We start from the raw sequence: 24,093 nt of genomic DNA on the forward strand, positions 1-24,093 counted from the left end.
AGGTCAAGAAAAGAGGTCACGGATTACCGGTGGGCTAAATTCTGCCGGTCTGTAGGTAATTTCTGCCGCCTGTGCGGGGCGTGTCAGATTCTGCGCGTGGTTAACCCGCTGTTTGCCTGGGTATTTTCCAACATGAACTGGGCATGAGTCATGCTTGCTTACCTTCGGTGGAGTAGTATCAAAGGAGACATCCATGTCCATAAGCGGCATAGGGTCGTCAGGCAGTTCCAGTTCGCTGCTGGCGGCCCTGTTAAGTCAGTTAAGTAGTTCGACATCCACAACGGATTCGAGCTCGTCCAGCAGCCTGGTGTCGCTGTTGGATGATTCATCGTCGTCCGACACCAGCAGCAGCTCCGATACAGCTCTGACGGGAACGGGAAAAGCCGATCTCAGCAGCCAGATCCTGCAATTGCTGACGATGATCCAAAGCGAGGAATCCACCTCGTCTACGGCCAGCAGCACCAGCTCTGACAGCACGGACAGTTCTGTCAGCACGGCCAGCACGAGCTCCAGCTCAAGCACCAGCACCAGCAGCGATCCGCTGTCGCAGTTGTTCTCGGCGATCGACAGCGATGGCAGCGGTTCGATCACGCAAAGCGAGATGGAAAGCTACATCACCTCGCTGGGCGGGACTTCGACCGAGGCTGACGAGTTGTTTTCGGCACTCGATACCTCGTCTTCGGGGTCAATCAGCGAAACGTCTCTGGCCTCTGATCTGGCGTCTTCTTCTGCTCCGCCGCCGCCACCACCCATGGCGGATGCGTCTGACACCAGCTCGACAACAGATACGTCTTCGACGAGTTCTGTTGCATCCAGCACGGATACGTCCAGCACGACAACCACGGCAAGCTCTACCGATACGTCGAGCACGTCTGCAACTTCGGATACGTCGGACAGCTTTGCGGCGGCCTTTGCCGGTTACTTCTCGAATTTTGGCAACTCGGCTGACAGCAGCTTCTATAGCACCAGCCTGTTCAATAATTCGAGCGATCCTTCGCAAGGCGGTATGAGTGCAATCGGGGGCATGAATTCGATGTTCTCGATGGGCATGCAGTCAATGCCTTACGCCAACTACACCGCAGTCTACAGCACAGGCGCGGCGACGGATGTGTCTGCCTGAAGGCAGCCAGGTTTGGGATGCAGGCCCGGAGAAACCGGGTCTCTTCCATTTATATAAAATGTAATTCGTCTACGGATCGCCCTGATACGGGACGTTCCTGTCAGCGGTTAAGCCGCATCGCCACCTGAGCCAGCAATACGCGCACGCCCTTCCGCTTTAAATGGCGGTCGGTGGCCTGTTGCAGGCGGTCGGCAATATCTTCGGCACTGGGCTGACGCCAGGGCCGGATGCCGCTGGAAGTATAACTCAGCATGCTGCGGACATAGAGATCGCGTAACCGCGGCATATTCTGCATGACTTCATCATGCAGCTTCTGATCCGGGATATCGAGACCGATGCCCAGCATCAAGGTGCCGATGACAATATCGCCATCCAGAATGGTCGTATAAATTGGGTCAATGCCGATATAACTTGGTGATGTCGCAAGGACATGGGCATTTTCCTTGGTCTTTTTCGAGCCGCCCTTAGTATCGGCGGCTTTGCCCTGGCCGGATTTGGTTTCCGTGGCTTTCGCGGCGGGTTTGGCCTCGCCTGCCGGGGCCGCGCCGGCAGCCATAACAGCGCCGGTTAATCCGGCCCATCCCACAAACGCGACGGTAATGGCGATGGCGCGCTTACGCATAATGCTGTCTTCCGGTCCCTGATTACGGTTAAATAGCAATCCGTTTGTGAGCGATTAACGCTAACTTTATCGCAGACACAGGCCGAAGGGAAATAGCATTCATGTCCAAAAAACAGAATTGTGTCCTTATTTCCTGCCTGTCTGTACTGGCGCTCAGTCTTACTGTGTTAACTGTGGGTGTTATGGCGGATGCGCCAGCACACCCCAATCCACCGGTCGGGCCGGATGAGCGGCCCGGCCAGCATTTCCTGGTTCGTGGGCAGGACATGCCCAAGCCGTTTGCTACGCCGGGTGTCGATAATACCTGCCATATTGTGCCCCAGCCCAAAGGCGTGCACCCCAGGGTGCCCAAAGGTTTTGTAATCGAGCCTTATGTGACGGGGCTGATTAATCCGCGCTGGATGGCGCTGGCCCCCAATGGCGATGTGTTTCTGGCCGAACATTATTCCGGTAAGATCACGCTGCTGCGCGGTGGCAAGCGCTATCCCTTTGCGGGCGGTTTTGCGCGGCCGCATGGTTTGGCCTTTCATAACGGTGCACTTTATGTCGGCGATACCAAGGCGGTGTGGCGGGTCGATTATCACGATGGCGCCTTGTTCGCCGGGGCACGCCACCGCGTGACGGTCGATGATTTCGGTCCCCTGGGTAATCACTGGACGCGTGACATTGTTTTTGGGCCCGATGGCACATTGTATCTGGCCATCGGTAGCGCCAGTAATGTCGGTGTAGACCCGCCATTGCGTGCCACTGTCCAAACGGTGGACGGCGTCGGGCATCTGCACCGCTTCGCCTATGGTCTGCGCAATGTGGTCGGTCTGGGATTTTATCCGGGTACGAACGATCTCTATGTCACGGTCAACGAACGCGATGGTCTGGGCGATGGTTTGGTGCCGGATTATTTCACCCGCATCCAGAAGGAAGATTTTTACGGCTACCCGTATGCCTATATCGGCCCGCATCCCGATCCCGATTTTGGCGACAAACGACCGGATCTGGTGGCGAAAGCCAAAATGCCGGATGTTCTGTTCCAGTCCCATTCGGCACCATTGGGGTTGGTGTTTTATGACGGCAAACAATTCCCCAAAGACTATCGGGGTGATGCGCTGGTCGCGCTGCACGGCTCGTGGGATAGCGCCCATCCCACCGGGTATAAGATCGTTCGGATTAAATTCAAAAACGGCAGGCCTTTGCCGGGATACGAAAACTTCGTCACCGGCTTCTGGGTTTCCGGGACCTCTCCGGCCAATGTCTATGCCCGTCCGGCCGGGTTGCTGGTCGACAGCGATGGCAGTTTGCTGATCGCCGATGATGCCAGCAAGGCGGTGTGGCGTGTGCGGTATGTCGGCAGAGGCAAGCGGTAATCAGGCGTGCTCCGGTGCGTTGGGGCGGGTGAAGAAAAGAATGGCCGCCAGCGCAGCAAAGCCGAACATTTCCGCCGCCATGGCCGATGGTCCGATCCAGGAAAATAAAATCGCCACCAGCGTTGAAGACAGCGCGCCGATGACCATCTGCGTGCTCGACAAAATGGCGGAAGCCTGCCCGGCAAGTTGCGGCAGATATTGCACGGCCGCATAGGAAGCGCAGGGGCCGATCATACCCATGGCACAATTGGAAAGCCAGATCAGCGCAATGATCAGCACAACCGAATAGATGTGCAAAACGTTTAGCAGCAGCAATATCAGCGTTGCGCCGGTCATCAGGATCAGGGCGAAGGTCAGGATTTGTTCAGAGGTGATGCTGCGTCGTTGCATCAGGTTGCCGCCGAAGGTTCCGGCAATCGTGCCCACCACCGGGATAGCAAAATAGAGCGCAAACTGCGCCGCAGGCAGATGCAGCACCTGCATGAATAAAATGGGCGAGCCCGAGATGAAGGCGAACATGGTGCCAAAGCTCATGGCGTTGATCAGCGAGGCCCGAAAACTGACCGGGTGCCCGAGGACCGCCTTGTATCCGGCAATCAGGCCCGAAGGTTTCAGCGCATTGGGGTTTTTACGGCGTAGTGATTCCGGTTGACCAAAGAACACCCCGGCCATCAGCAACAAGCCACTTAGCACCATCAGACCATAAATACTGCGCCAGAATGACGGCGCCAATGGTCGGTGCGGTCAGAGGCATCAGCCCGTTGATCATCATGGTGTAGGAAAGTCTGCGTCGTGCGGCATCGCCTTCGAATAAATCGCGAATGCAGGCGACCGCCAGCACGCTGCCCGCCGAAGCGGCAAAGCCCTGCAGCAACCGGCTGAACAATAAAATCAGGAACGAGGGCGTCAGCGTGCACAGAATGCTGGTCAGAAAATACAGTATTAGCCCGCCCAGCAGGACCGGTTTGCGGCCATAGCGTTCTGATGCCGGGCCATAAAATAGCGGGCCGACGGCAAAACCCAGCATGAAGAAGCTTAACGTGAGCGCGACCGAGGCGGTCGGAACATGAAAACTCGCGGCGGTGGCACCAAAAGCTGGCAAGCCGACATCGGTCGACAGCGGCGGGATCGCCACCAGTGCGGCCAGAAGAAAAATGAAGCCAACGGAGTTTTTATTCAGCATGCGGATATTCTCGTGTGGGCCTGACTATAAAGTGCCATTTCATAAAAAATCCCTGCCTGGGGCGCCCAGGCAGGGAAATTATTGCGTGATGAGGGCCAAATTGCGGCCCCACATGTATCGGTCTGTTATGACCGTAAATATTAAAGCGACGAGACCGAGCGGCCGTAGGAGCCCAGATCGTGCATGGCTTCTTCCAGACGGGTGATCATGCCCTTTTCACCGGCGCGCAGCCAGGTACGCGGATCGTAGAGCTTCTTGTACGGCGCGTGGGTTTCCGGATCGACCTGATACTTGAAGGCCTTCGGGTTGGCATCGACTTCCGCCGCCACCGCATTGGCGAAGGCGAACTGCATGTCGGTATCGATGTTCATCTTGAACACGCCATAGCTGACGGCTTCGGCGATCTGTTCCTTGGGCGAACCCGAACCACCGTGGAAGACCAGGCTGAGGGGCTTGGCACCCAGCTTGCGTTCCTTGGCAATCAGCTCCTGCGAATTCTTCAGGATGATCGGCTTCAGCTTGACATTGCCCGGGGCATAAACGCCATGGACGTTGCCGAAGCTCGCCGCCACGGTGAAGTGGCCCAGCTTGCTCAGCTCGTCATAGGCATAGAGCACGTCTTCCGGCTGGGTGTAGAGCTTCGGATTGCCGACATCGCCCTCTTCCAGCTCGGCACCGATGCCGTCTTCTTCACCGCCGGTGACGCCGAGCTCGATTTCCAGGCTCATGCCCATCGGGGCCATCTCTTTGAGCAGTTCGCCGCAGGTGCCGACGTTATCCTTCAGCGATTCCGAGGACAGATCGACCATGTGCGACGAGAACAGCGGCTTGCCGGTTTTCTTGAATTCTTCCTGGCTGACCTTGATCAGACCTTCGACCCACGGCAGCAGCTTACGATTGCAATGGTCGGTGTGCATCACAACGCAGATGCCATATTCTTCGGCCAGCAGCTGGACGTGACGGGCGATCGAGGTCGAGCCGAGAACGCGGGCGCGCATCGCATCGGGGGCGCCTTCGCCAGCATAGAAGCGGGCACCGCCATTCGACATCTGCACAACGATGTCGGACTTGGCTTTGGCAGCAGTTTCCAGCACAGCGTTCAGGCTGTTGGTGCCGGTAACGTTGACCGCCGGCAGGGCATAACCGCCCGTTTTGCAGGCGTCCAGAAGCTTTAAGTATTCTTCACCGGTGACAACGCCGGGGCGTAATTTCGTTCCGCTCACGCTTATTTCTCCTTTACACGCTGGGTTCGTCTTAGCCTTGGCCCTTCTCTCTGTCAAAAGGCCACTTTTACCGCTCCCTAGCATACTTTTGCGGGCAGGAATTTGCCTTAATGCCGCCTGGCGCGGAAATATCGCCGCGCCCCCCGGCTCTACAGGGTAACCTGATGACAGGACTGATTTTTTCTTAAAGCTGCCGTCCATAAACCCATGCGGTTAATATGGTCAGACCTCCAGTTTGACGAAAAATGCCAACTGGTTAGACAAAGGCAAGACTTTCTGCGGCATACTCGCACCTCAGTGCGGGTTGAACGGGGTGCCTCGTTTTGACAGCGCTGCTTTGACGACCCTGCTTCACGGAAAATGGACCGGAGTGCCGAAATGCCGTTTAGAATTGAGTATATTTCCCTTTTTGAGACCAATTACACCTATCTGATTTGTGATACCGCCAGCGGGCGCTGTGCTGCCATTGATCCGGCCGATGCCGAAACGGTTGCTGCTGCCATCACGCGCAAAGGGCTGATGCTCGATTTCATCTTCAACACCCACCACCATAATGACCATTGCGGTGGGAATCTGGCTCTGAAGAAACAGTTTAACGCAACAGTGTGTGGCCCGGCGCGTGATCTGGGCCGGATACCCGGCATGGATGTTGCCCTGCGCGGTGGCGAGGGGATTGATCTGTTTGATCATGCCATTGGTGTGATCGAGACCCCCGGCCATACCTCGGGATCGATCTGCTATTTGTTTGGCGGCGCGCTGTTTACCGGCGATACCCTGTTCGCCATGGGCTGTGGCCGGCTGTTTGAGGGCGATGCCGCCACTATGCTGGCAAGCTTCAACAAGATCGCCGCCCTGCCGGATAATACGCAAATTTATCCCGGCCATGAATATACCCTGGCCGATGCCCGTTTCGCCGCTCCGCTGGAGCCGGATAATCGCGCTTTGCAGGCCCGTCTGCAGGCCGCTGAAGACGGAAAAGTCGGGCCGGGTTTTACCCTCCGGGTGGAAAAGGACACAAATCCTTTTATGCGCACTGATTCGTCCGCCCTACGCGCCACGCTGGGTATGGCCGATGCGCCAGACGAGGCGGTTTTTGCTGAAATTCGTACCCGCAAGGACCTTTTCTAGGGCTTTTTTTACCCGTTTAAAAACCACGCTGGACGGATGTAGTCGGCGACTACTGGGCGTGTGGGGTTTGCGCACAACCATAGGCATAATTCCCACCGATATCAGAACTCGTAAGTTGACGGGAATGTTATTTTACACGTGTAATGGAGTGGCGTTCTTGTAATGCATATGGGACAGTAATGTCGCAGGGGGAAGCCTGCCACCGTCAGTTGGTACAAGAATGTTCGCCGGCAGCGCAAAAGGCGCTGGCATGATGGGTTTTGTGTGATGGACTGTTTTCAGGCCGGGTCTTTGGCTGCACTCCAAAGTGGTTTCGTTACCTGCCGCGGCACGCCGGGGCAGCAGTTCTGGATGCAGATCGAACCGGGCTGGCTCGACATTGTGGCCGAAGGCGAACCCGAGCCCAGTCTGTTCATTGAAGCTTTCAACGAAGTCGAAGCCAGCGGTCAGCTGGTGGGGCCGCTGTTGGTGGTGGCTGATATCACCCGCTATACCGGCGTGGTGGAATGGGAGCTGTTATTTGATTTGCGCAACCGGCTCGACTGGCGGCGGATTGCGCCGGTCCACATCGCCTATATCGTGCGCGACAACGCCTTTGTGCCGATTGTTAAGGTGACCAGTGTGGTGTTTCCGAAGGCGGCACACAAAACATTCTTACGTCGCAAGGATGCAATGGCCTGGCTTGGTGCGTGCCAGGAAGAGGCTTTGGCTGGCCTGTCGGTGGCCGGCCGTGCGGTGGCATATTAAGCTCTGGCCGGTTAAGGCCAGAGCCTTTTCATCATCCAGACTTATTTTGCCCAGCTGGCCAGCCAGTCGGCAATGGACTGTGCTGACATGTGACGGGCATCAGACAGTGCCGAAATCTTGCCCGGATTGACAAAGGTGCCATCCGGCTCGGCAATCACCACCGCCGGCACACCCGGCAGGCGGCCTTTGATGCCAAAACGGGCGGGAATGTCTTGGTTCTTGTCGAAGCGGCCGATATCCACCGCAACCACCTCGAAATGCGCATCTATAAAGCGCTGCATTTCCGGCAGACGCATCAGATTGGCCAGGATCAGACAATCGGGGCACCAGTTGCCCCCCATGTCGATCAGCACCCGCTTATGGCTTTTGCGGGCGCGGGCAAAGGCGGCATCGACATCCTTTTGCGCGTTGGCATTGACGTCATAGGGGGTGCGTTCGACCATGGGCAGCTCGGCCAGGTTCGTCAGCTTCAATTGCGGGGCGGGAGCGGCCATCGCCGCACCAAGTAAGCACATTGCGGCGGCCAGGCCGGTGAACAGGGCTGATTTCATCATCTGTCTCCTTTAACCCTTCCAAATCCGGTGTTTACCCAAAGGGGAAGGCAACCTATCTTAGGCGCATCATACGGGAATTTTTTTTTCCAACGCAAGGCATGTCGGGGCCAAAGCAAAGCTCGCCATGGTGTGTGGCAAACGCAGGTACTGCTTTGCGTTGAAGGGTGTTATCAGGGGGCAAGGGATGAAACGAACAACCTGGTCTATGGCATGGGTTCTGCCTTTGGTTCTGGGGGGAACGTTTTCACCGGCTTTTGGCCAAACATCAATCGATCAGCCGCCAACGGAGACACGCAAAACAATGTGGGATTTGACTGACCTTTATCCGTCGGTGGATAGCTGGAATACGGCGCATACGGATTTAAAAGCCCGGGTCGAAAAGCTTGGGCGCTATAAGGGCACGCTGGGTGGTTCGGCCACGACAATGCTGAAGGCGCTTAGCGCCATCAGTGATACCCGCAAGGATCTCGACCGGTTGTTTGTCTATGCCTCGCTGAAGAAAGACGAGGATGTCCGTGTATCGACCGGGCAGGAGCGGGCTCAGCTGGCCCAAAGCCTGTCGGCGCGCTTTGGCGAAATGACCGCGTGGATCACGCCGGAAGTTCTGGCTCTTGGCCCGGACAAGGTTCATGCCTTCGAGGCGGCCTCGCCGGAACTGAAAAAGCATTTTGGTTTCATGCTGGAAAACATCCTGCGCGCCAAACCGCACACCTTAAGCGATGAAAGTGAAGCGGTACTCGCTGCGGCGAGCAATGTGCTGGCCCAGCCCGATAATATCTATAGCCAGCTGGCCAATGGCGATTTGCCGTTCCCGTCGGTGACGTTATCGGATGGCACCAAAATCGAGCGGCTCGATCAGTCGGCCTATGCCCAGCTGCGTCAGGCCCATAACCGCGAAGATCGCAAGAAGGTGTTCGATACCTTCTGGGGCGCCTGGGGCAAATACGAAGGCACGTTCGGTGCCATGCTCAACACCCAGGTGCTGGCCGAGGAGTTTGACGCCAAGGTGCGCAAATTCCCTGATGTGCTGTCGGATGCCCTGTTCCCCGACGCCATGCCCGAAGCGGTCTATCGCCGTCTGGTGCGCGAGGCCAACATCAATCTGCCGACCTTCCACCGCTATCTCAAACTGCGCAAACGGCTTTTGGGTATCGACGGCGATCTGGCCTATTACGATATGTATCCGTCGATGTTTGCGCTCGAAAATCAGCCCAAATTCACCGTTGCGGAGTCCAAGAAAATCGCCCTTGAGGTGACCCGACCCTATGGGCCGGAATATACCGCGCATCTGCAGCAGGGCTTTAATGGCAGCTGGATGAATGCCGCGCCGAAACCGGGCAAGGCATCGGGGGCCTATATGAACGGCTCGGCCTATGATGTGCATCCCTATCTGCTGCTCAATCACACCGATGATTACGACTCGCTGTCGACGCTGGTGCACGAATGGGGCCACGCCGTGCACACCATGCTGACCCATGACGCCCAGCCTTACGAGACATCGAATTATTCGACCTTTACCGCCGAGACGGCTTCGATCACCAACGAGATGCTGCTCAACGATTACATGGTTGCCCATGCTAAAACGCGTGCGGAAAAGCTGTTCTATCTCGGCGAGGGGCTGGAGCTGATCCGCACCACCTTCTTCCGCCAGACCATGTTCGGCGAGTTTCAGCTGGCCATCCATGAGGAGGTCGAGAAGGGCGGCGCATTATCGGGCAAACGGCTGACCGATATGTATTGCGGCGTGCTCAAGCATTATTACGGCGATGGTACGGTCAGCCGTATCGACCCGACCTATTGCATCGAATGGGCCTTCATTCCGCACTTCTATTACGGCTTCTATGTCTATCAGTATGCCACCTCGATGGCAGGTGCCGCAGCTTTTGCGGAAGCGATCGAGAAGGGTGAGCCCGGCGCACGGGATCGTTTCATCACCATGCTGAAGGCGGGTGGTTCCGATTATCCGTATGATCTCTATAAGAAAGCCGGGTTGGATATGGCGACCGAGGGCCCCTACAAGGCGCTGATCGCCCGCATGAACCGGCTGATGGACCAGATCGACGAATTGTCACCGCCCGATCACAACACGGCAGCCCCGAACAAGGCGAACCGACTGGAAACACGGTAAGCAGGCCAATCTGGTTATACGTGTAAAAACGCCCGGTTCTCCCGAGCGTTTCTTATTGGATGGCCCAGGTGATCGTGACGGTGACTTCTACTTGCGGATTGGCAGATGATATTTTTGTGCCATGGCGGTCCGTGCCAACAACGAAGTCCGCTGCTAATCCTTCGATGTTGGGTTCGTTGTCCTGACCTTCGCGGATGTTTTGTATTGGGCCCAGAGAAACGCCCGCTGCTTTTGCATAGGTTACAGCTTTTTCGGTTGCGTCTTTTACAGCCTGGTTGCGTGCTCGGGTCTGTAATGCCTGCCCCCCGGTAAATTGAAAGGCAATCTCATCAATTCGATTTGCCCCGGCCTTTACCAGCGCATCAATTACGGTGCCGGTTTGGGTTGTATCAGTAGAGGTAACGGAAACAGAATTCGTAACCCTGTATCCAATAATTGGCCCATCAATGCCTTGGTTGTAGCGGACAGGCACCAAAGTGAATTCGCTAGTTGAGACTGTCCTTGCGCCCTTTCCGAGCTCGTCGGCAATGGATCGAACGGAGCTCATTATCTGCGCATTTTTCTCCAGCGCCGCGGCGGCAGTTTTCCCGTCGCACTCCACGCTGGCGGTAACTTTGACCCGATTTGGTGGTGCACTGACCGTGCCTGTACCTGTCATAGTGATGGTGCGGGATTCGCCCGCGACAGCTGTGGTTCCTATTCCAAGGAACAAGGCAAACGACAGACATGTGGTCAGAACGGCCATTTTGTATGTTGGTCTCATGCGGAATCTCCTCCCCAATCCATACAAAATATACCGCAGATTGCGTTCTGTGGGCATCTCCGCTGTGGCATTTTGCAAATTTTCGGCTATGAAGGGGGCCAAGAGTCTACCTCTTGGGGCCTGTAGCTCAGTTGGTTAGAGCTGGCCGCTCATAACGGTCTGGTCGCAGGTTCGAGTCCTGCCGGGCCCACCAGACATCCGGTCCGGCTTTGTAAGCGGAATGCGCCTCAAAGCCGGACCCTTCTGTCTGCTCAGCCCAGTTCCGGTGACACCGGCACCACGATCCGCCCGCGCACCTTGCCTTCTAGAAACTGCAGTGCGGTCTCGACAACTTTGTCGAAAGCGATTTCGGTCACCATTGCGTCGAGTTTCTGCGGATCAATGTCGCTGGCCAGCCGCTGCCATGCCGCCCGGCGCTCCGGTCCGGGGCACATCACACTGTCCACACCGATCAGCGTAACACCGCGCAGAATGAACGGGGCGACATTGGTCGGCAGATCCATGCTGCTGGCCAAGCCACAGGCCGCCACCACGCCATGGTATTGCATCATCGAAATCAGGTTTGCCAGCATCGGCCCGCCTGCCACATCCACCGCGCCAGCCCAGCGCTCTTTATTAAGCGGGCGGGCCTTTTGGGTGAGTTCTGCCCGTTCGAGGATGGTGGTCGCCCCCAGACTTTTCAGATAATCGGCTTCTTCGGGCCGCCCGGTCACCGCGGTCACCGCATAGCCTTTGCCTGCCAGCAAGGCGACCGCGACACTGCCGACCCCGCCGCTGGCCCCGGTCACCACCACGTCACCCTGATCGGGTGTCAGCCCTGCTTTTTCCAGCGCCATCACGCACAGCATTGCGGTATAGCCCGCTGTGCCGATCGCCATCGCCTGACGCAGGGTAAGTCCATCCGGCAGCGGTACCAGCCAGTCACCCTTGACCTGAGCACGCTGGGCGAGCCCGCCCCAATGCTTTTCGCCAACGCCCCAGCCATTCAGAATAACCTTGTCGCCCGGCTTATAGGCCGGATGGCGGCTTTCAGTGACGACCCCGGCAAAATCGATGCCCGGCACCATGGGAAAGCTGCGCACCACCGGGGCGCGGGCCGTGATGGCCAGCGCGTCCTTATAGTTCAGCGTCGACCAGGCGACATCGACGGCGACATCACCTTCGCCGAGCGGAGAAAACTCGATCGCTTTTTGTGTGACACTCTGCTGCGTGTCGGTCTTTTCGATAAGAAGGGCTTTGAACATCCGATAGTGTCCCTGATGATTGCGGTGTTTTGTGCGTGCGGGCTGTGAGACTGTGGTCGAGCATTGTCTGCATATCCGGCCGATGTACAGTGTCGTATTGCGTGCGGCGGGTTTACCATTTCCTGCCGGATATTGCGGTCGGGGAAAAGGGGATATTTTGCCATGGGTACCAATATGGAAGCCGCGCGGTTTCGCAGCAACCTGCAGGATGAGATTGACAGCGCGCATCTTTACCGTGCTCTGGCTGTGGCCGAAAAAGATCCGCAGAAAAGTGATGTCTATCGCAAGCTGGCGACGGTCGAAGAACAGCATGCCGGATTGTGGCGCGATAAGCTGACGGCGCTCAACCTTTCGGCCAATGTGCAGCCGGGTTTGCGCGCCCGCCTGCTGGCCGGGCTTGCCCGCCGCTTTGGCCCCGGCTTTGTGCTGCCCACGGTCAACGCGCTCGAAAAGAGCGGCGGCACCGGTTACGACAGCCAGCCCGATGCGGTGGCCGCTGGCTTGCCGGCAGCCGAACGCAGCCACGCCCGTGTCATGGATGCGCTGACCGAGATGTCACCGGGCCAGACCGGCAGTACCATTGCCAGTATGGAAGGTAAGCACCGCGGCATGGGCGGTAATGCCTTACGCGCTGCCGTGCTGGGGGCCAATGATGGGCTGGTCTCCAACCTCAGTCTGGTGATGGGGATTTTTGGCGGGGTAACGGCCGCCGCCGGATCCGAACGGGTGGTGCTGCTGACGGGGCTCGCCGGGTTGGTGGCCGGGGCCTGTTCGATGGCGATGGGCGAATGGCTGTCGGTTAACAGCGCCCGCGAGCTGTACAGCAATCAGGCCGCCAAAGAGGCCGAGGAACTTCAACAGTCCCCCGATGAGGAGCGTGAGGAGCTGGCGCTGATCTATCAGGCCAAGGGCCTCAGCGAGGCTGATGCCAATGCGCTGGCCACCAAGCTGATGGCCAACGAGGATACCGCGCTTGATACCCTGCTGCGCGAGGAATTGGGGCTTGATCCTACCGAACTGGGCGGCTCGCCCTGGGCGGCAGCGGGCTGGTCCTTTTGCCTGTTCGCCGGTGGGGCGATCCTGCCGGTGCTGCCATTCTTTTTCCTGTCGGGCGGTCGGGCGGCGATGGGCAGCCTTGTTTTAAGCATGCTGGGGCTGGCAGCCATCGGGGTGGGAACCTCGCTGTTCACCGGTCGCACGGCGCTGTTTTCCGCCTGTCGCCAGATTGCCATCGGTTTGCTGGCGGCGGCCATCACCTATGGGGTGGGTGCGTTGGCCGGGGTGTCGATCGCCGGTTAATCAGGGTGTGGGGGCGTAGGCCACGCGGCCGACACTTTCGCCATAGGGCCAGCTGGCGCGATAGACGACGTAATGGGCAATCACCACACTGCCCCGCTTGCGGTCAATGCGGGCGATTTCTTTCACATTGGCGAAATGGGCCAACACGGCATCGCGTTTATCGTGGCGCAACTCGGTCACATAGAGCATTGGCTGGCGCGTGGTTTCGGCCGAAAGCATCGGCGCGTCGGGGAAGCGGAAGGTTTCGCCCACCAGCACGACCGGGCTTTTGACCGGCATATAAAAGGCCAGCCACCCCGTGGTGGCATAGTCGGTGGTCAGAATGGCCCCGGCCTTATTCTGAACCCGCAAGGTTTCAATCTGTTCGGTGACTTCGGGCAGGCCAACGGCCAGCAGCCGGGCCAGCGGGTCTTGTCGCCCCATCGGAATAATGCCCATCAGCGCCTGGGTATAGGCGGCAATCAGCATCATCGCGGCCACCGGAATGGTCAGCCGTCCGGTCCATTCACGCACATGCCAGCGGTCTGTGCCATGGCTGCGCAGCGCCTCGGCGGCGGCAATGGCCAGTGCGGGGTACAGGAAGCAGGGCCAGTTACCCTCGACCCGGGCATGTAGGGAATGGACAATGAAATAGACCGTCGCCGGCAGGATCAGGGCGGCGATCAGAAAGCAGCGCGACAGCGGCTGGCGGGCCGCGGCGGCAATGCCGAAGCAGCCCAGCGCCAAAAGGAAGGGGGTGGCCAGCACCAGCTGCGCGCCCCAGAAATCGAGCACATAACGCAAGGTGAGGTCGCCGCGATCAACCCGGCCGAACTGGAAATTGAAGGTGGCCCAGTGATGCTGGGCGTTCCACCAGATATTGGGCAGGAAAATCGCCAGCGCGATCAGGCCGCCCAGATAGGGCCAGATGGTGCGTAGCGCCGGGCGTACCGGGCGGCTGAACACCAGCCAGGCCAGCGCGCCAGCCCCCAGAAACAGCGCGGTATATTTCGACAGCAGCCCCAGGCCCGCCGCAGCCCCGGCGGCCAGCCACCAGCGGCCGTCATGGCTGCGGGAAAAGCGGGCCAAGGCCCACAGAAAGACCGACGCGGTGAAGATCGAGGGCGAATCCGGCGTTGCCGCCAAAGTTTCGACCCCGATCATCAGGGTGAGGTTGAACAAAAGGGCCGCCAGCGCGCCGTGGCGCTCGCGCGGGGCGGCATCAGACAGCAGCGTGGCGCTTTGCCAGACGAACCAGGTGGCCGCAAAGGAAAGGACAATCCCGCCGAAGCGCACACCAAAGGCGCTATCGCCAAACAGCAAGGTGCCAAAGCGAATCAGCCAGGCGACCATGGGCGGATGGTCGAAATAGCCCGGGGCCAGGTGCTGCGACCATACCCAGTAATAGGCTTCATCGGCCGACAATGGCAAAAGCCCGCCCGCAGCCAACCTGAGGGCGAAAATCGCCGCCAGGGCTGCCACCAGACGTTTGTCGGCCGAAAAGATCATCGCGTGCGCCAGATAAACATGCTGCTCATGGCGTAATTCCATAGCACGCTCATCACCGCACCGGCCAGCCCCGCCACCCACCACACTTCATGGTTGGCATAAAGCTGCGAGGCCATGCCGACATCGGTAATCGCACCAATGGCGCCAAAGATGCAGAAGCCGATAAAGCCGGTTACCATATGGATGCCGCGCAGGCGTTTATCGCGATAGGTCAGGCTGTTGTTGAGCAGGAAGTTGCTCACCATCGAAGCTGCCGTCGCAATCGCTTTGGACAGCGTGAAGCCGTCATGCAGGGCGAAAATGGCGAAGTTGAGTACCGCCATATTGACGACAATGCCTGTGGCCCCGACGATGGCGAAGAAGATAAAGCGCGGATCGACCAGCCCGCGCGACATCTTTGACATCAGAAGGCCGATGAATTCGAGCCCGACCTGTATGTTGAACTTGCTGGCGCCGTCGAAGCGTTCACGGAAGGCATAGGCAACCTGGCCGACGCGCAGGTCTTTACCGGCGGTGGCGATGTCGAGCAGGATCTTGAAGCCGACCGGCGACAGCCGCGGGGCGATTTCATCCAGCGTATCACGGCGCAGCATGAAGAAGCCGCTCATCGGATCGCTGAGTTTGATGCCAAGCGCGCGCTGCGCCATGTGGGTGGCCAGCTTGCTGATCTGGCCGCGACCGCCGCTGAACGAGTCAGCGCTGCCGCCGGCGACATAGCGGGTAGCTTCCACCAGATCGCATTCGTCTTTTTGCAGCTTGGTCAGCATCTGGGGCAGGATGGTTTCGTCATGCTGCAGATCCGCGTCCATGACCGCAACATAGTCGGCGCTGGAAGACAGCATGCCTTCAATGCAGGCCCCGGCCAGACCACGCCGACCGACGCGGCGCAGACAGCGCACGCGCAGATCCCGCTTGGAAATTTCCTTGACCGCATCGGCGGTGCCATCGGGTGAATTGTCGTCGACGAAAATGGCTTCCCAGGCAATGCCGGCAAGTGCGATGTCGAGACGCTTGACCAGTTCAGCCACGTTGCCGCGCTCTTTATAGGTCGGAATAACGATGGAGAGCGTTGTTCGGTTGGGCGTCGCCAGCGCGCTGGCGTCCCGATTTTGCTCGGAAGATGATGTCGTCATGGAATACCCTGATTTTCAGCGCGCTTGGTGCGCGCAACCCCCCACACTCGTCAAGGGATATAGAAAAGACCGCGAGGCAAATCTACTGCCTCAAAATACCATTTCAGAACAGTGTGTTAAGTGGCTGGTGGAGGGTGCTTGTGGATAAGTTCCTATCTCGCCTTTTGCTGATTTTGGTCTAATATCTCGCCAAACGTGTATAATATTTTCCTTGTACCTGTCACGACAAAAGGGGGGATTGATGAAAGAGATTAGCGATTGCCTCACGGAAAAGAAGTGGCTTGATGCGTTGAATGCGCTGGAATATGGCACGTTGCTGTTCGGCGCCCCGGATGGAACGATACACCAGTTCCGTGCCCCACATCCCGGCCCCAAGGCCAGCTTTATGCTGCGCGATTGGGGGGTGCTGCGCCGGGCGGCGGAACGGGGCGATATCGCCTTTGGTGAAGACTATATTGATGGCGCGTGGGACAGCGATGATATCGAGGCGCTGGTATCGTTGTTTCTGATCAACCGCTCGGTGATGGGCAGCTATGCCAACGGTAATTTTTTAAGCCGCATGATGCTGATGCTGCATAACCGGGTGACACGGCGTAATTCGCTGACCGGCAGTAAGCGCAATATTCAGGCGCATTATGATGTCGGCAATGATTTTTACCGGCTGTGGCTCGACCAGAGCATGACCTATTCCAGTGCGCTGTATCTGCGCGATGGTGAAGATCTCGAAACCGCACAACAGAACAAATATCGCCGGATTCTGGATCGCTGCGCCCGGCCGAAGGCTGATGTGCTCGAAATCGGTTGTGGCTGGGGCGGTTTCGCTGAACGGGCCGTGGGGGCTGGTCATCATGTTACCGGCCTGACCATTTCCCCATCGCAGCACCGTTTTGCTCAGGCGCGGCTGGGGCAAAAGGCCGATATCCGGCTGGAGGATTATCGTAAGGTCAAAGGCCGTTTCGATATGGTGGTTTCGATCGAGATGTTCGAAGCCGTCGGCGAACAATACTGGCCGCAATATTTCCATGCGGTGTCCGAACGGTTACGCCGGGGTGGGCGGGCGATTATTCAAACCATCGCCATTCGCGATGATCTGTTTACGGCATACCGTTTGCGCAGCGATTTTATCCGCCATTATGTTTTCCCGGGTGGCATGCTGCCCTCGCTGCAGCGTTTCGGTGCAGAAGCCGAGCGGGCCGGTCTGAAAGTGGCAAGCCGTTTTTCCTTCGGGCAGGATTACGCCACGACCTTGCGGGATTGGTCGGTGCGGATGCAGCACAACAAAGGAAAAATTCTCGGCCTCGGCCATGACGAGCGTTTTTTCCGTAACTGGCAGTATTATCTCAACATTTGTGCCGCAGCGTTTCGGGTTGGGCGCACCGATGTGGCTCAGGTCGAACTGGTGAAGGTTTAATTCGGGCTTGGCAGTGTGTCGGCTGGCAGGGTATGCCTGTGGGTCACGAATGTGGCGCAGGGGCGCTTTGGGCTTTGCCCGGATCAGTGTTGCAGCGGATACAGCAGGTAATGAAGGTAACAACGCGTGAGTGGCCGGCGTTAGCCCTGTGTGTGGCGGTTTGCCTGATTATCGCCCCATTATGGTTGGTACACAGCCCGGCCATGCCCGATTATCCCGCCCATGTTGCCGGGTTCAAAATGCTCGCCACCCAGGGCCATGGCGAGCCGTGGGAGAAATACTACTTCATCCACTGGCTGTTCGTGCCCAATCTGGCTTCCGAGCTGATTGTGCCGACGCTGGCGCAGATCCTGCCGGTCGAGGCCGCGACGAAGCTTTTCCTCAGTCTGGGTATGGTGCTGTGGGTGCTCGGCCCCGTGCTGGTGCAGCGGGCCTTGTTTGGTAAAATCTCACCGCTGCCACTGGCGGCTGCGTTCTTTGCCTATAACGCGCCGTTTCTGTGGGGCTTCTTCAATTTCTTTTTCGCGGCTGGCTGCAGTTTCGTGCTGCTGGCATGGTGGATCTGGCAGGCGGGGCGGCTCAACGCCGGAAAGCTGGCAGGCTATGCCGCCGCGCTGCTTGTTCTGTATGCGTTTCATCTTTTTGCGTTTCTGACGCTGCTGTTGCTGATCGGCTGTTTCGAAATTTCGCGGGCGATTGATGCCCATGATGTCAAACCCGCCGTGCTATTGCGTCGTGCTCTGCCCGTCATACTGGTTGCGGTGCCAGCCTTTGTGGTCTTCTTCATTTTTAAGCCGATTGGTGGCGATGCCGGCCCCCTACAATTTAATATTCTCGATACACTGGAGGATCGGTTCGCCGCCGCCATCGAATATTATTTTGAAGGCCCCGCGCTGATTTTAACCGGGCTGCTGGCCGGGTTCTGGCTGGCGGGCATCCTTTCCGGTTTTTTGCGCGTACACCGGCTGATGATCCTGCCACTGATTGTCCTGACGCTGTCGGCGTTGCTGGCACCCGAATGGGCGATGGGGGGCTGGGGCGGCCATTTACGGCTGCCAGCGGTTCTGGGGGCGTTGCTGTTTGCAACCTGTCGCCCCGAACTATCCGAACGGCGGCTTAAGATCGTGGCCGGGCTGATTGGTATCGGACTGTTATTGTCGGTGGTCTCGCTGACCCGGGACTGGTCCGATTACGACCGGCAGATTTCCGGCTTTCGTGCCGATATCGCAGGTCTGCCTAAGGGCGTGCGCATGCTCACGGTGCTCGATAGCGGCGCGATGGACGAAGCTTCCGATCAGCCTTATTGGCACCTAGCTGAATATGCCATCGTCGACCGCAGTGGGTTTGCGCCGTTGATGTTCGCCACCAAGGGCCAGCACATTGTTGGTGTGAAGCCGCCTTACGATAAATATGCCGCCGCCACCGCCGAGCAGGGCTCGCCGCCGGATGTGACCGAGTTGGGCTATCTGGCGGACGGCCGGGTCGATCTCGATCCCGACATCGATACCTATTATCCCTATCTGAAATATTTTCAGTGCCACTTCGATGTTGCGGTAATCGTGCATGGCGAGGGCGAGGATAACACCCCCGCCGTACCGCCCAAATTCATGAGCCTTTTGAAAACCGGCAGTTTTTACAGCCTCTATACCATTCATCCGACGAAGGATTGCCCCCGGCGATGAAGCATGCCCGCCTTGGCCTGTGGTGCTTTCGCGGGCTGACGGCCCTTTTGGTGGCTTTGTGTGGGCTGTTTCTGTGGCACACGCTGGCGGTGCTGGCCCTGCGGCTGCCGCTGGATCCCAATGAAGGCTGGAACGCCTATCACAGCCTGTCGGCCTGGGGTGGGCTGTATCCGCCCAGAGGGGCGTATCTGGTCAACAATTATCCCCCCTTGTCGTTTTATGTCATCGCGCTGATCAAACCAATATTCGGCGATGCCATTGTGGCCGGGCGTATTCTGTCGCTGGTGTCCATGGCGGTGGTTGTGGCCTGCCTTTACGGCTGCGCCCGCAGGATGGGGGCTGCGCGGATGGCCGCAGCGTTTGCGGCGCTGTTCCTGATGGGGGGGCTGCTGATCTTTACCGATTATATCGGCATGGATGACCCGCAGCTTTTCGCCCACGCACTTAGCCTGATCGGTTTCGGGGTGTTGTTACGCTGGCGCACCCGGCCCGCCATGATGGCCGCTGCGGCTCTTTTCGTGCTGGCGTTCTTCGTCAAACATAATGTCGTGGTGTTGGCGGCGGTGTGTGCGTTGTGGTTGGCGGTACAGGACCGGCGTTGTTTCTGGCCGTTTGCGATCACCGGGCTGGTGCTGCTGCTCGGTGGACTGGCGCTGTTTTATGGCCTGTATGATGTGCCGTTGTGGCAGGTGCTGGCCTCGGCCCGCAGCTATTCCGGCGATTTGTTGTGGGCGGGGGCTTGCAGCTGGTTACGCTGGTCGCTGGTGCCGCTGATAGGCCTTGGCACATTGTGGCTCCAGCGCCGGGACCGATGGCTGCAGCTGATCTCGCTCTATACCGTGGTAGCGATCCTGCTTGGCCTGTATTTTATCGGTGGGGCCGGGGTCGATGCCAATGCGCTGTTCGAGGCCGATATTGCGCTCAGCTTTGCGGTAGCGCTGACCTTGACCCGGCTGTCCTATCGCCCGGTCTGGGCGCTGTTGCTGCTGGTGCCGTTTGTGCTGGGCGGTGTGCAGCATGTGCGCGATTATGGCCCGGTGGATTTTTTTGTACCCGCCCGCAGCGCGGCCCTGGCCGAAAGTGACATCGCCTTTCTGCAAAACCATTCCGGGCCGGCCATGTGCGCCATGCTGTCCCTATGCTACTGGGCGGATAAAGCGCCCGAGGTGGATTTTTTCAACACCGGCGAAGCATTTGCTACCCGAAATCGTGACGACAGCGATCTGGTGCACCGCCTTGAACGGGCCGATTTTGCAGTGATCCAGTTCGATCCCGACAGCGAGGATGTGCTGGGCCCCAATGTTCAGTCGGCAGTGGCGCGTTTTTACCGCCTCGATCATCGCGACGATTTCGGCAGCTTTTATCTGCCGCGCTAACAAAACGATCCTGTCATAGCAGGCATAAAAAAAGGGAAGGCATGCCTTCCCTTTTTTGTTGGCCTTTGAAGCGGGCTTAGTGGTCGGCTTTGACCGTGCCGGCCCGTTCCAGCTTGTTCCAGCCCACCACCACACCGCGCAAGGCCGTGGTGATCGAGCGGACGACGACATAATACATGATCTGGCGATAGCCGAAGCGTTGCAGCATCAGCCACCACAACAGGCTCCACTTTTCTTTTCGTTCCATCAGGAAGCCAATCACGGCGGCCAGCAGATCGACCACCATGAAGACGACATAGTAGATCGCGACTTCATAAAGGCTTGAATTGGTGAATTCCGCGCCGTGCTGCATATAGGCGACCCACTGGGTCAGCAGCTGGAAGATCAGCATCAGATCGGCAACCGGTGCCAGCGCGGTGAGCAAAATCTGGAACAGCCAGACCTGCGGCAGCGCCACCATCCCTAAGGCCTTGTAACGCGGGTTAAAGGTGATGTGGCGATATTTCCACAGGCATTGCAGCGTGCCATAGGCCCAGCGGAAACGCTGACGGGCCAGACCACGCACCGTGGCGGGGGCTTCGGTCCAGGCCACCGCAGTGGCATCGAAATGCACGCGATAACCCGCTTCCTGCATGGCGATGGTCAGATCCTGATCTTCGGCCAGCGTGTTGGACGGAAAGCCCCCCAACTTGGTGACAGCCGAACGGCGCCAGGCCCCGACCGCACCCGGAATGACGGTGAAGGTATCAAGGGCGGCCAGCGCCCGCCGCTCCATGTTTTGCGAGACGATATATTCCAGCGCTTGCCAGCGGGTGATCATGTTGATGCGATTGCCCACTTTGGCATTACCGGCCACCGCCCCGATCGTCGGGTCCGAGAACCAGCGCACCAGGCGGGAAATCGTATCGCGGCGGAATTCCGTATCGGCATCAAGGGCGACGACGATTTCGCCGGTGGCATAGGACAGCCCGGCATTCAGCGCATGGGCTTTGCCACCATTGGCAATTTCGTAAAGCGTCACGCGTGGATCAGAACCGAATTGTGCGCGTACAATCTCGGCGGTTTTGTCCTGTGATCCATCGTCAATCACGATCACCTGCAGATCCCGATAATCGCTGTTCAGGATTCCGGTGATGGTCGAGGCAATGACCTTTTCCTCGTTATAGGCCGGGACGATAACCGACACCGGAATATGACATTCGGTCGGCAGGGCGTCTTCGCTTTTTCTGGCGCGCTTGAGGTTGATCAGGCTGAGGCCACACAGCACCAGAAGCCGCCCCACGCCGAGGAAGATGGCGGTGAAGAAGCAGTAATAGAGGATGTTTCCGATCCAGCTGATGGCGATAAAGAAGATGCGGTCAAGCGTCAGCACGAAGCTGGGCGCGATGGCTGGCATCGCCTGCTCGCGGGTCAGGCCCGCCAGTTCGGAAACCGGCACGAATTCATAGCCGCGGGCCCGCATCTTGTCGATCAGACCCGGCAGAATGCGCACCGTCTGCGAACGGTCGCCCCCGGAATCGTGCATCATGATGATGTTGCCGCGCACTTCCGGATTGGGATCGGTGATCGCCGCTTCGATGCGCTTTTGCATCTGATCGACGGTGGGCACCTGCCAGTCGAGCGGATCAACATGCACGCCGACAATGATGTAGCCGAGATTCTGCGCCACCTTGACCGGAATGATTTCTTCTTCCGATGCCGGTTCGGCGTCACCTAAGTAAGGCGGGCGGAACAGATGCATCGAATGGCCGGTCAGGGCCTCGAAAATACGCTGGGTGGCATTAAGCTCCAGCTTCACCGCCTCGGTCGAGGTTTCGGCCAGGTTGGGGTGGGTGAAGGTGTGGTTTCCGGCTTCATGGCCTTCAGCCAGGATGCGCTGAACCAGACCCGGGTGAGATTCGATATTCGCACCGATCAGGAAGAACGTGGCGGTGACGTGCTTCTGTTTCAGAATATCCAGAATAGCCGGGGTATAGGACTGATCGGGACCATCGTCGAAGGTCAGCGCGACTTTGTGCGGGATCAGGCCGACACGGCGGATGACATAGTTGGTCGGCAGCGCGGTATAGACTTCATCAACGATGTCGCCGGTGTGCTTGTCGATATCGAGCACGCGGCTACCCGGTGACGGATCGTCTTCGACGCGCAGGATTTCGCCATAGCCTTCAAAATCGACATCTTCGTTGGTCGGAATATGTTGCAGGCTGACCGGCGCGGTGGCGCCATAGCGATGATCAAGCACGGACCAGACTGTGGGGTCCTCGCTGCCCAGACGCCACAGCGCATAGCCTGCCGGGCGGAAGACGTCGGCGGCGTGGATCTGGTTGAAAGCCGTAACGCCATCCAGGAACCAGACATTGTGCCGGATTTTGCCGTTTTCGATATAGGAGAAATGCGGGTTGTTGCTGTCGGCATCGAAGGTTATGTGCGCGTGAGAATCGCGGGCGGCAATGGCGACATCGTTGAAGGTCAGCGAATCCACCGCACCTTCGTGCCAGTCATAGGCATAGTTGCCCACCGCAATGATGGTGTGGCTGGGCGACAGCTGGGCCATGCGCTTGTCGAGAATACCCTCGAACCAGCTTTGGCCGGCAATCGGGCCGGCGCCGCTGGAATCCTCATGCTGGTCGTAGGCCATCAGCAGGGTGTAATCGATGCGCTTGGCGTAATCGGCATAGGGCCAGGTTTCGTCGTCAAACGGGGCGGCCTGGACCACAATCCAGCCATGGGGCTGGAAGGCGGCCGACATTTCCGACAGGAATTTGCCTAAGTCGGCGTGGGCGGCATCGGGGACATCTTCAAAGTCGACCGTGACGCCCTGCAGCTTGTTATCAGACAGGAAGGTGACAACCTGCTTGATGAGATTGGCGCGGTAATCCGGATCGGCCATCGCCTTTTGCAAGCCCTTGCCGTCCCACTGACCGCGATAGGCGTTCTGCAGCATCGGCAGGATCGGCAGCGTGGGCCGTTCCTTGCGAATCAGCTTCAGCGATTTGGCGTCGATATTCGACTTGAAGGCCATCTTGGGGCCGGAAATCGTGCTCCAGCTCGGCACCACCCAGTCCAGTGTCTTGAGCGAGCGTTTCAGCGACTGAAAACTGGTGTCATCCCAGCTGGCATAGAAGCCGATCACCAGCGGTTCGTTACCCTGCTGACGCAGCGCGGCGGAAATCGGCCGCATATGGCTGCGCATTTCCTGCTGGCGCCAGCGGGCCATCAGCTTTTCGCGGGTGCGGGCTTCGGATGCCAGCCTTTCAGCGGATTTTAAGCGGGCCGGATCGACCGCCTTGCGCGCCAGATGCTGCTCCATCTTGGAATCGGCGCTGAGGCGGATCGGCAGATCCGGGCTTTTGACGTTCTGGGTCGCAATGATGCTGACCAGGACGATGATGCCCAAAACAGTACTAAGCACCGCGCCGATCCATCCGAAAATGGAAAATCGTTGGGCGCGTTGGCCGGTCTCATCATAGAAAATCGGTTTGTTGGGCATCTTTGGGCGCTTCAAGCTTCGGTTCCAGTGTACGCTTTGTGACGGAGTGTTGGCACTGACACAATTTTTATACTTGTATCCGATGTCATGACGGTAGTCTGGTTCTGCATCAAGGCCGGATTACCGCGGCTGGCGGGCAGA

General features: G+C 58.3%; 17 protein-coding genes, 1 tRNA gene and 1 pseudogene. 10 read left to right on the plus strand and 9 right to left on the minus strand.

From position 1 onward, the window contains the following. Positions 1-193 precede the first annotated feature (193 nt). Complete coding sequence (locus tag ACZ5RI_RS02745; protein WP_464514578.1) at positions 194-1,120, plus strand: EF-hand domain-containing protein; 927 nt, start codon at positions 194-196, stop codon at positions 1,118-1,120. Between the two features lie 100 nt (positions 1,121-1,220). Here the strand turns inward: ACZ5RI_RS02745 and ACZ5RI_RS02750 are convergent, their stop codons facing one another. Then, the gene (locus tag ACZ5RI_RS02750) at positions 1,221-1,742 is read right to left on the minus strand and encodes a hypothetical protein (protein ID WP_464514579.1); all 522 of its coding nucleotides are present in this window, start codon (positions 1,740-1,742) and stop codon (positions 1,221-1,223) included. Between the two features lie 101 nt (positions 1,743-1,843). On the opposite strand from ACZ5RI_RS02750, the gene ACZ5RI_RS02755 reads away from it, so the two are divergent. After that, a complete protein-coding gene (locus ACZ5RI_RS02755) occupies positions 1,844-3,103 on the plus strand; it encodes a PQQ-dependent sugar dehydrogenase (RefSeq protein ID WP_464514580.1) in 1,260 nt (419 codons plus the stop codon). On the opposite strand, the pseudogene ACZ5RI_RS02760 reads toward ACZ5RI_RS02755, so the two are convergent. Further along, positions 3,104-4,286: pseudogene (locus ACZ5RI_RS02760) on the minus strand (multidrug effflux MFS transporter). It abuts the gene before it with no gap. 140 nt (positions 4,287-4,426) lie between these two features. Then, positions 4,427-5,509: a class II fructose-bisphosphate aldolase gene (gene fbaA, locus ACZ5RI_RS02765; RefSeq protein WP_464514581.1), complete on the minus strand. Its 1,083-nt coding sequence runs from the start codon at positions 5,507-5,509 to the stop codon at positions 4,427-4,429. Between the two features lie 378 nt (positions 5,510-5,887). Between fbaA and gloB the strand changes: the two genes are divergently transcribed. Then, complete coding sequence (gloB, locus tag ACZ5RI_RS02770) at positions 5,888-6,637, plus strand: hydroxyacylglutathione hydrolase (RefSeq protein WP_464514582.1); 750 nt, start codon at positions 5,888-5,890, stop codon at positions 6,635-6,637. A gap of 264 nt (positions 6,638-6,901) precedes the next feature. Further along, the gene (locus ACZ5RI_RS02775; RefSeq protein ID WP_464514583.1) at positions 6,902-7,384 is read left to right on the plus strand and encodes a hypothetical protein; all 483 of its coding nucleotides are present in this window, start codon (positions 6,902-6,904) and stop codon (positions 7,382-7,384) included. A 41-nt stretch (positions 7,385-7,425) separates the two neighbouring features. Here ACZ5RI_RS02775 and ACZ5RI_RS02780 read toward each other — a convergent pair whose 3' ends face one another. Then, positions 7,426-7,938 carry a thioredoxin family protein gene (locus ACZ5RI_RS02780; RefSeq protein ID WP_464514584.1) on the minus strand — a complete coding sequence of 171 codons (513 nt, stop codon included), beginning with the start codon at positions 7,936-7,938 and terminating at the stop codon, positions 7,426-7,428. A 184-nt stretch (positions 7,939-8,122) separates the two neighbouring features. Between ACZ5RI_RS02780 and pepF the strand changes: the two genes are divergently transcribed. After that, positions 8,123-10,066 carry an oligoendopeptidase F gene (gene pepF, locus ACZ5RI_RS02785; RefSeq protein ID WP_464514585.1) on the plus strand — a complete coding sequence of 648 codons (1,944 nt, stop codon included), beginning with the start codon at positions 8,123-8,125 and terminating at the stop codon, positions 10,064-10,066. Positions 10,067-10,118: 52 nt separating this feature from the next. Here pepF and ACZ5RI_RS02790 read toward each other — a convergent pair whose 3' ends face one another. Then, positions 10,119-10,829: an SIMPL domain-containing protein gene (locus ACZ5RI_RS02790; protein WP_464514586.1), complete on the minus strand. Its 711-nt coding sequence runs from the start codon at positions 10,827-10,829 to the stop codon at positions 10,119-10,121. Positions 10,830-10,945: 116 nt separating this feature from the next. Between ACZ5RI_RS02790 and ACZ5RI_RS02795 the strand changes: the two genes are divergently transcribed. Next, positions 10,946-11,022: transfer RNA gene (locus tag ACZ5RI_RS02795), tRNA-Ile, on the plus strand. Between the two features lie 58 nt (positions 11,023-11,080). On the opposite strand, the gene acuI is transcribed toward ACZ5RI_RS02795, so the two are convergent. Beyond that, the gene (gene acuI / locus ACZ5RI_RS02800; RefSeq protein ID WP_464514588.1) at positions 11,081-12,073 is read right to left on the minus strand and encodes an acrylyl-CoA reductase (NADPH); all 993 of its coding nucleotides are present in this window, start codon (positions 12,071-12,073) and stop codon (positions 11,081-11,083) included. Positions 12,074-12,235: 162 nt separating this feature from the next. Between acuI and ACZ5RI_RS02805 the strand changes: the two genes are divergently transcribed. Then, on the plus strand, positions 12,236-13,372 hold the full coding sequence (locus ACZ5RI_RS02805) for a VIT1/CCC1 transporter family protein (RefSeq protein WP_464514589.1): 1,137 nt from the start codon (positions 12,236-12,238) through the stop codon (positions 13,370-13,372). Here ACZ5RI_RS02805 and ACZ5RI_RS02810 read toward each other — a convergent pair whose 3' ends face one another. Together ACZ5RI_RS02810 and ACZ5RI_RS02815 are read right to left on the minus strand one after the other, a co-directional pair. Then, complete coding sequence (locus ACZ5RI_RS02810; protein WP_464514590.1) at positions 13,373-14,902, minus strand: ArnT family glycosyltransferase; 1,530 nt, start codon at positions 14,900-14,902, stop codon at positions 13,373-13,375. Then, positions 14,857-15,993 (minus strand): glycosyltransferase, encoded by a 1,137-nt coding sequence (locus ACZ5RI_RS02815; protein ID WP_464514591.1) that lies wholly within the window; start codon positions 15,991-15,993, stop codon positions 14,857-14,859. The genes ACZ5RI_RS02810 and ACZ5RI_RS02815 overlap by 46 nt, the downstream gene beginning before the upstream one ends. Positions 15,994-16,234: 241 nt before the next feature. Here ACZ5RI_RS02815 and ACZ5RI_RS02820 point away from each other — a divergent pair, with 241 nt between their 5' ends. From ACZ5RI_RS02820 to ACZ5RI_RS02830, 3 genes are all read left to right on the plus strand, one after another. Further along, positions 16,235-17,404 (plus strand): class I SAM-dependent methyltransferase, encoded by a 1,170-nt coding sequence (locus tag ACZ5RI_RS02820; RefSeq protein WP_464514592.1) that lies wholly within the window; start codon positions 16,235-16,237, stop codon positions 17,402-17,404. 110 nt (positions 17,405-17,514) lie between these two features. After that, positions 17,515-19,086, plus strand: coding sequence for a hypothetical protein (locus tag ACZ5RI_RS02825; RefSeq protein ID WP_464514593.1), 1,572 nt, complete (start codon positions 17,515-17,517; stop codon positions 19,084-19,086). After that, entirely contained in the window at positions 19,083-20,462 is a 1,380-nt protein-coding gene (locus ACZ5RI_RS02830; RefSeq protein ID WP_464514594.1) for a glycosyltransferase family 39 protein, read from the plus strand. Before ACZ5RI_RS02825 ends, ACZ5RI_RS02830 begins: the two co-directional genes overlap by 4 nt. 76 nt (positions 20,463-20,538) lie before the next feature. Here ACZ5RI_RS02830 and ACZ5RI_RS02835 read toward each other — a convergent pair whose 3' ends face one another. Continuing rightward, positions 20,539-23,952, minus strand: coding sequence for a polysaccharide deacetylase family protein (locus ACZ5RI_RS02835; RefSeq protein ID WP_464514595.1), 3,414 nt, complete (start codon positions 23,950-23,952; stop codon positions 20,539-20,541). Between the last annotated feature and the right edge of the window lie 141 nt (positions 23,953-24,093).

This window comes from Micropepsis pineolensis, assembly GCF_055392125.1.

What these genes read in the sequence shown, in the direction of transcription:
- ACZ5RI_RS02780 (WP_464514584.1), bottom strand. Translation starts at nt 7,938, where the DNA reads ATGATGAAATCAGCCCTGTTCACCGGCCTGGCCGCCGCAATGTGCTTA.
- ACZ5RI_RS02805 (WP_464514589.1), top strand. Translation starts at nt 12,236, where the DNA reads ATGGGTACCAATATGGAAGCCGCGCGGTTTCGCAGCAACCTGCAGGAT.
- gloB (WP_464514582.1), top strand. Translation starts at nt 5,888, where the DNA reads ATGCCGTTTAGAATTGAGTATATTTCCCTTTTTGAGACCAATTACACC.
- ACZ5RI_RS02745 (WP_464514578.1), top strand. Translation starts at nt 194, where the DNA reads ATGTCCATAAGCGGCATAGGGTCGTCAGGCAGTTCCAGTTCGCTGCTG.
- ACZ5RI_RS02755 (WP_464514580.1), top strand. Translation starts at nt 1,844, where the DNA reads ATGTCCAAAAAACAGAATTGTGTCCTTATTTCCTGCCTGTCTGTACTG.
- pepF (WP_464514585.1), top strand. Translation starts at nt 8,123, where the DNA reads ATGAAACGAACAACCTGGTCTATGGCATGGGTTCTGCCTTTGGTTCTG.
- ACZ5RI_RS02810 (WP_464514590.1), bottom strand. Translation starts at nt 14,902, where the DNA reads ATGGAATTACGCCATGAGCAGCATGTTTATCTGGCGCACGCGATGATC.
- ACZ5RI_RS02825 (WP_464514593.1), top strand. Translation starts at nt 17,515, where the DNA reads ATGAAGGTAACAACGCGTGAGTGGCCGGCGTTAGCCCTGTGTGTGGCG.
- ACZ5RI_RS02815 (WP_464514591.1), bottom strand. Translation starts at nt 15,993, where the DNA reads ATGACGACATCATCTTCCGAGCAAAATCGGGACGCCAGCGCGCTGGCG.
- ACZ5RI_RS02830 (WP_464514594.1), top strand. Translation starts at nt 19,083, where the DNA reads ATGAAGCATGCCCGCCTTGGCCTGTGGTGCTTTCGCGGGCTGACGGCC.
- ACZ5RI_RS02790 (WP_464514586.1), bottom strand. Translation starts at nt 10,829, where the DNA reads ATGAGACCAACATACAAAATGGCCGTTCTGACCACATGTCTGTCGTTT.
- acuI (WP_464514588.1), bottom strand. Translation starts at nt 12,073, where the DNA reads ATGTTCAAAGCCCTTCTTATCGAAAAGACCGACACGCAGCAGAGTGTC.
- ACZ5RI_RS02820 (WP_464514592.1), top strand. Translation starts at nt 16,235, where the DNA reads ATGAAAGAGATTAGCGATTGCCTCACGGAAAAGAAGTGGCTTGATGCG.
- ACZ5RI_RS02835 (WP_464514595.1), bottom strand. Translation starts at nt 23,952, where the DNA reads ATGCCCAACAAACCGATTTTCTATGATGAGACCGGCCAACGCGCCCAA.
- ACZ5RI_RS02750 (WP_464514579.1), bottom strand. Translation starts at nt 1,742, where the DNA reads ATGCGTAAGCGCGCCATCGCCATTACCGTCGCGTTTGTGGGATGGGCC.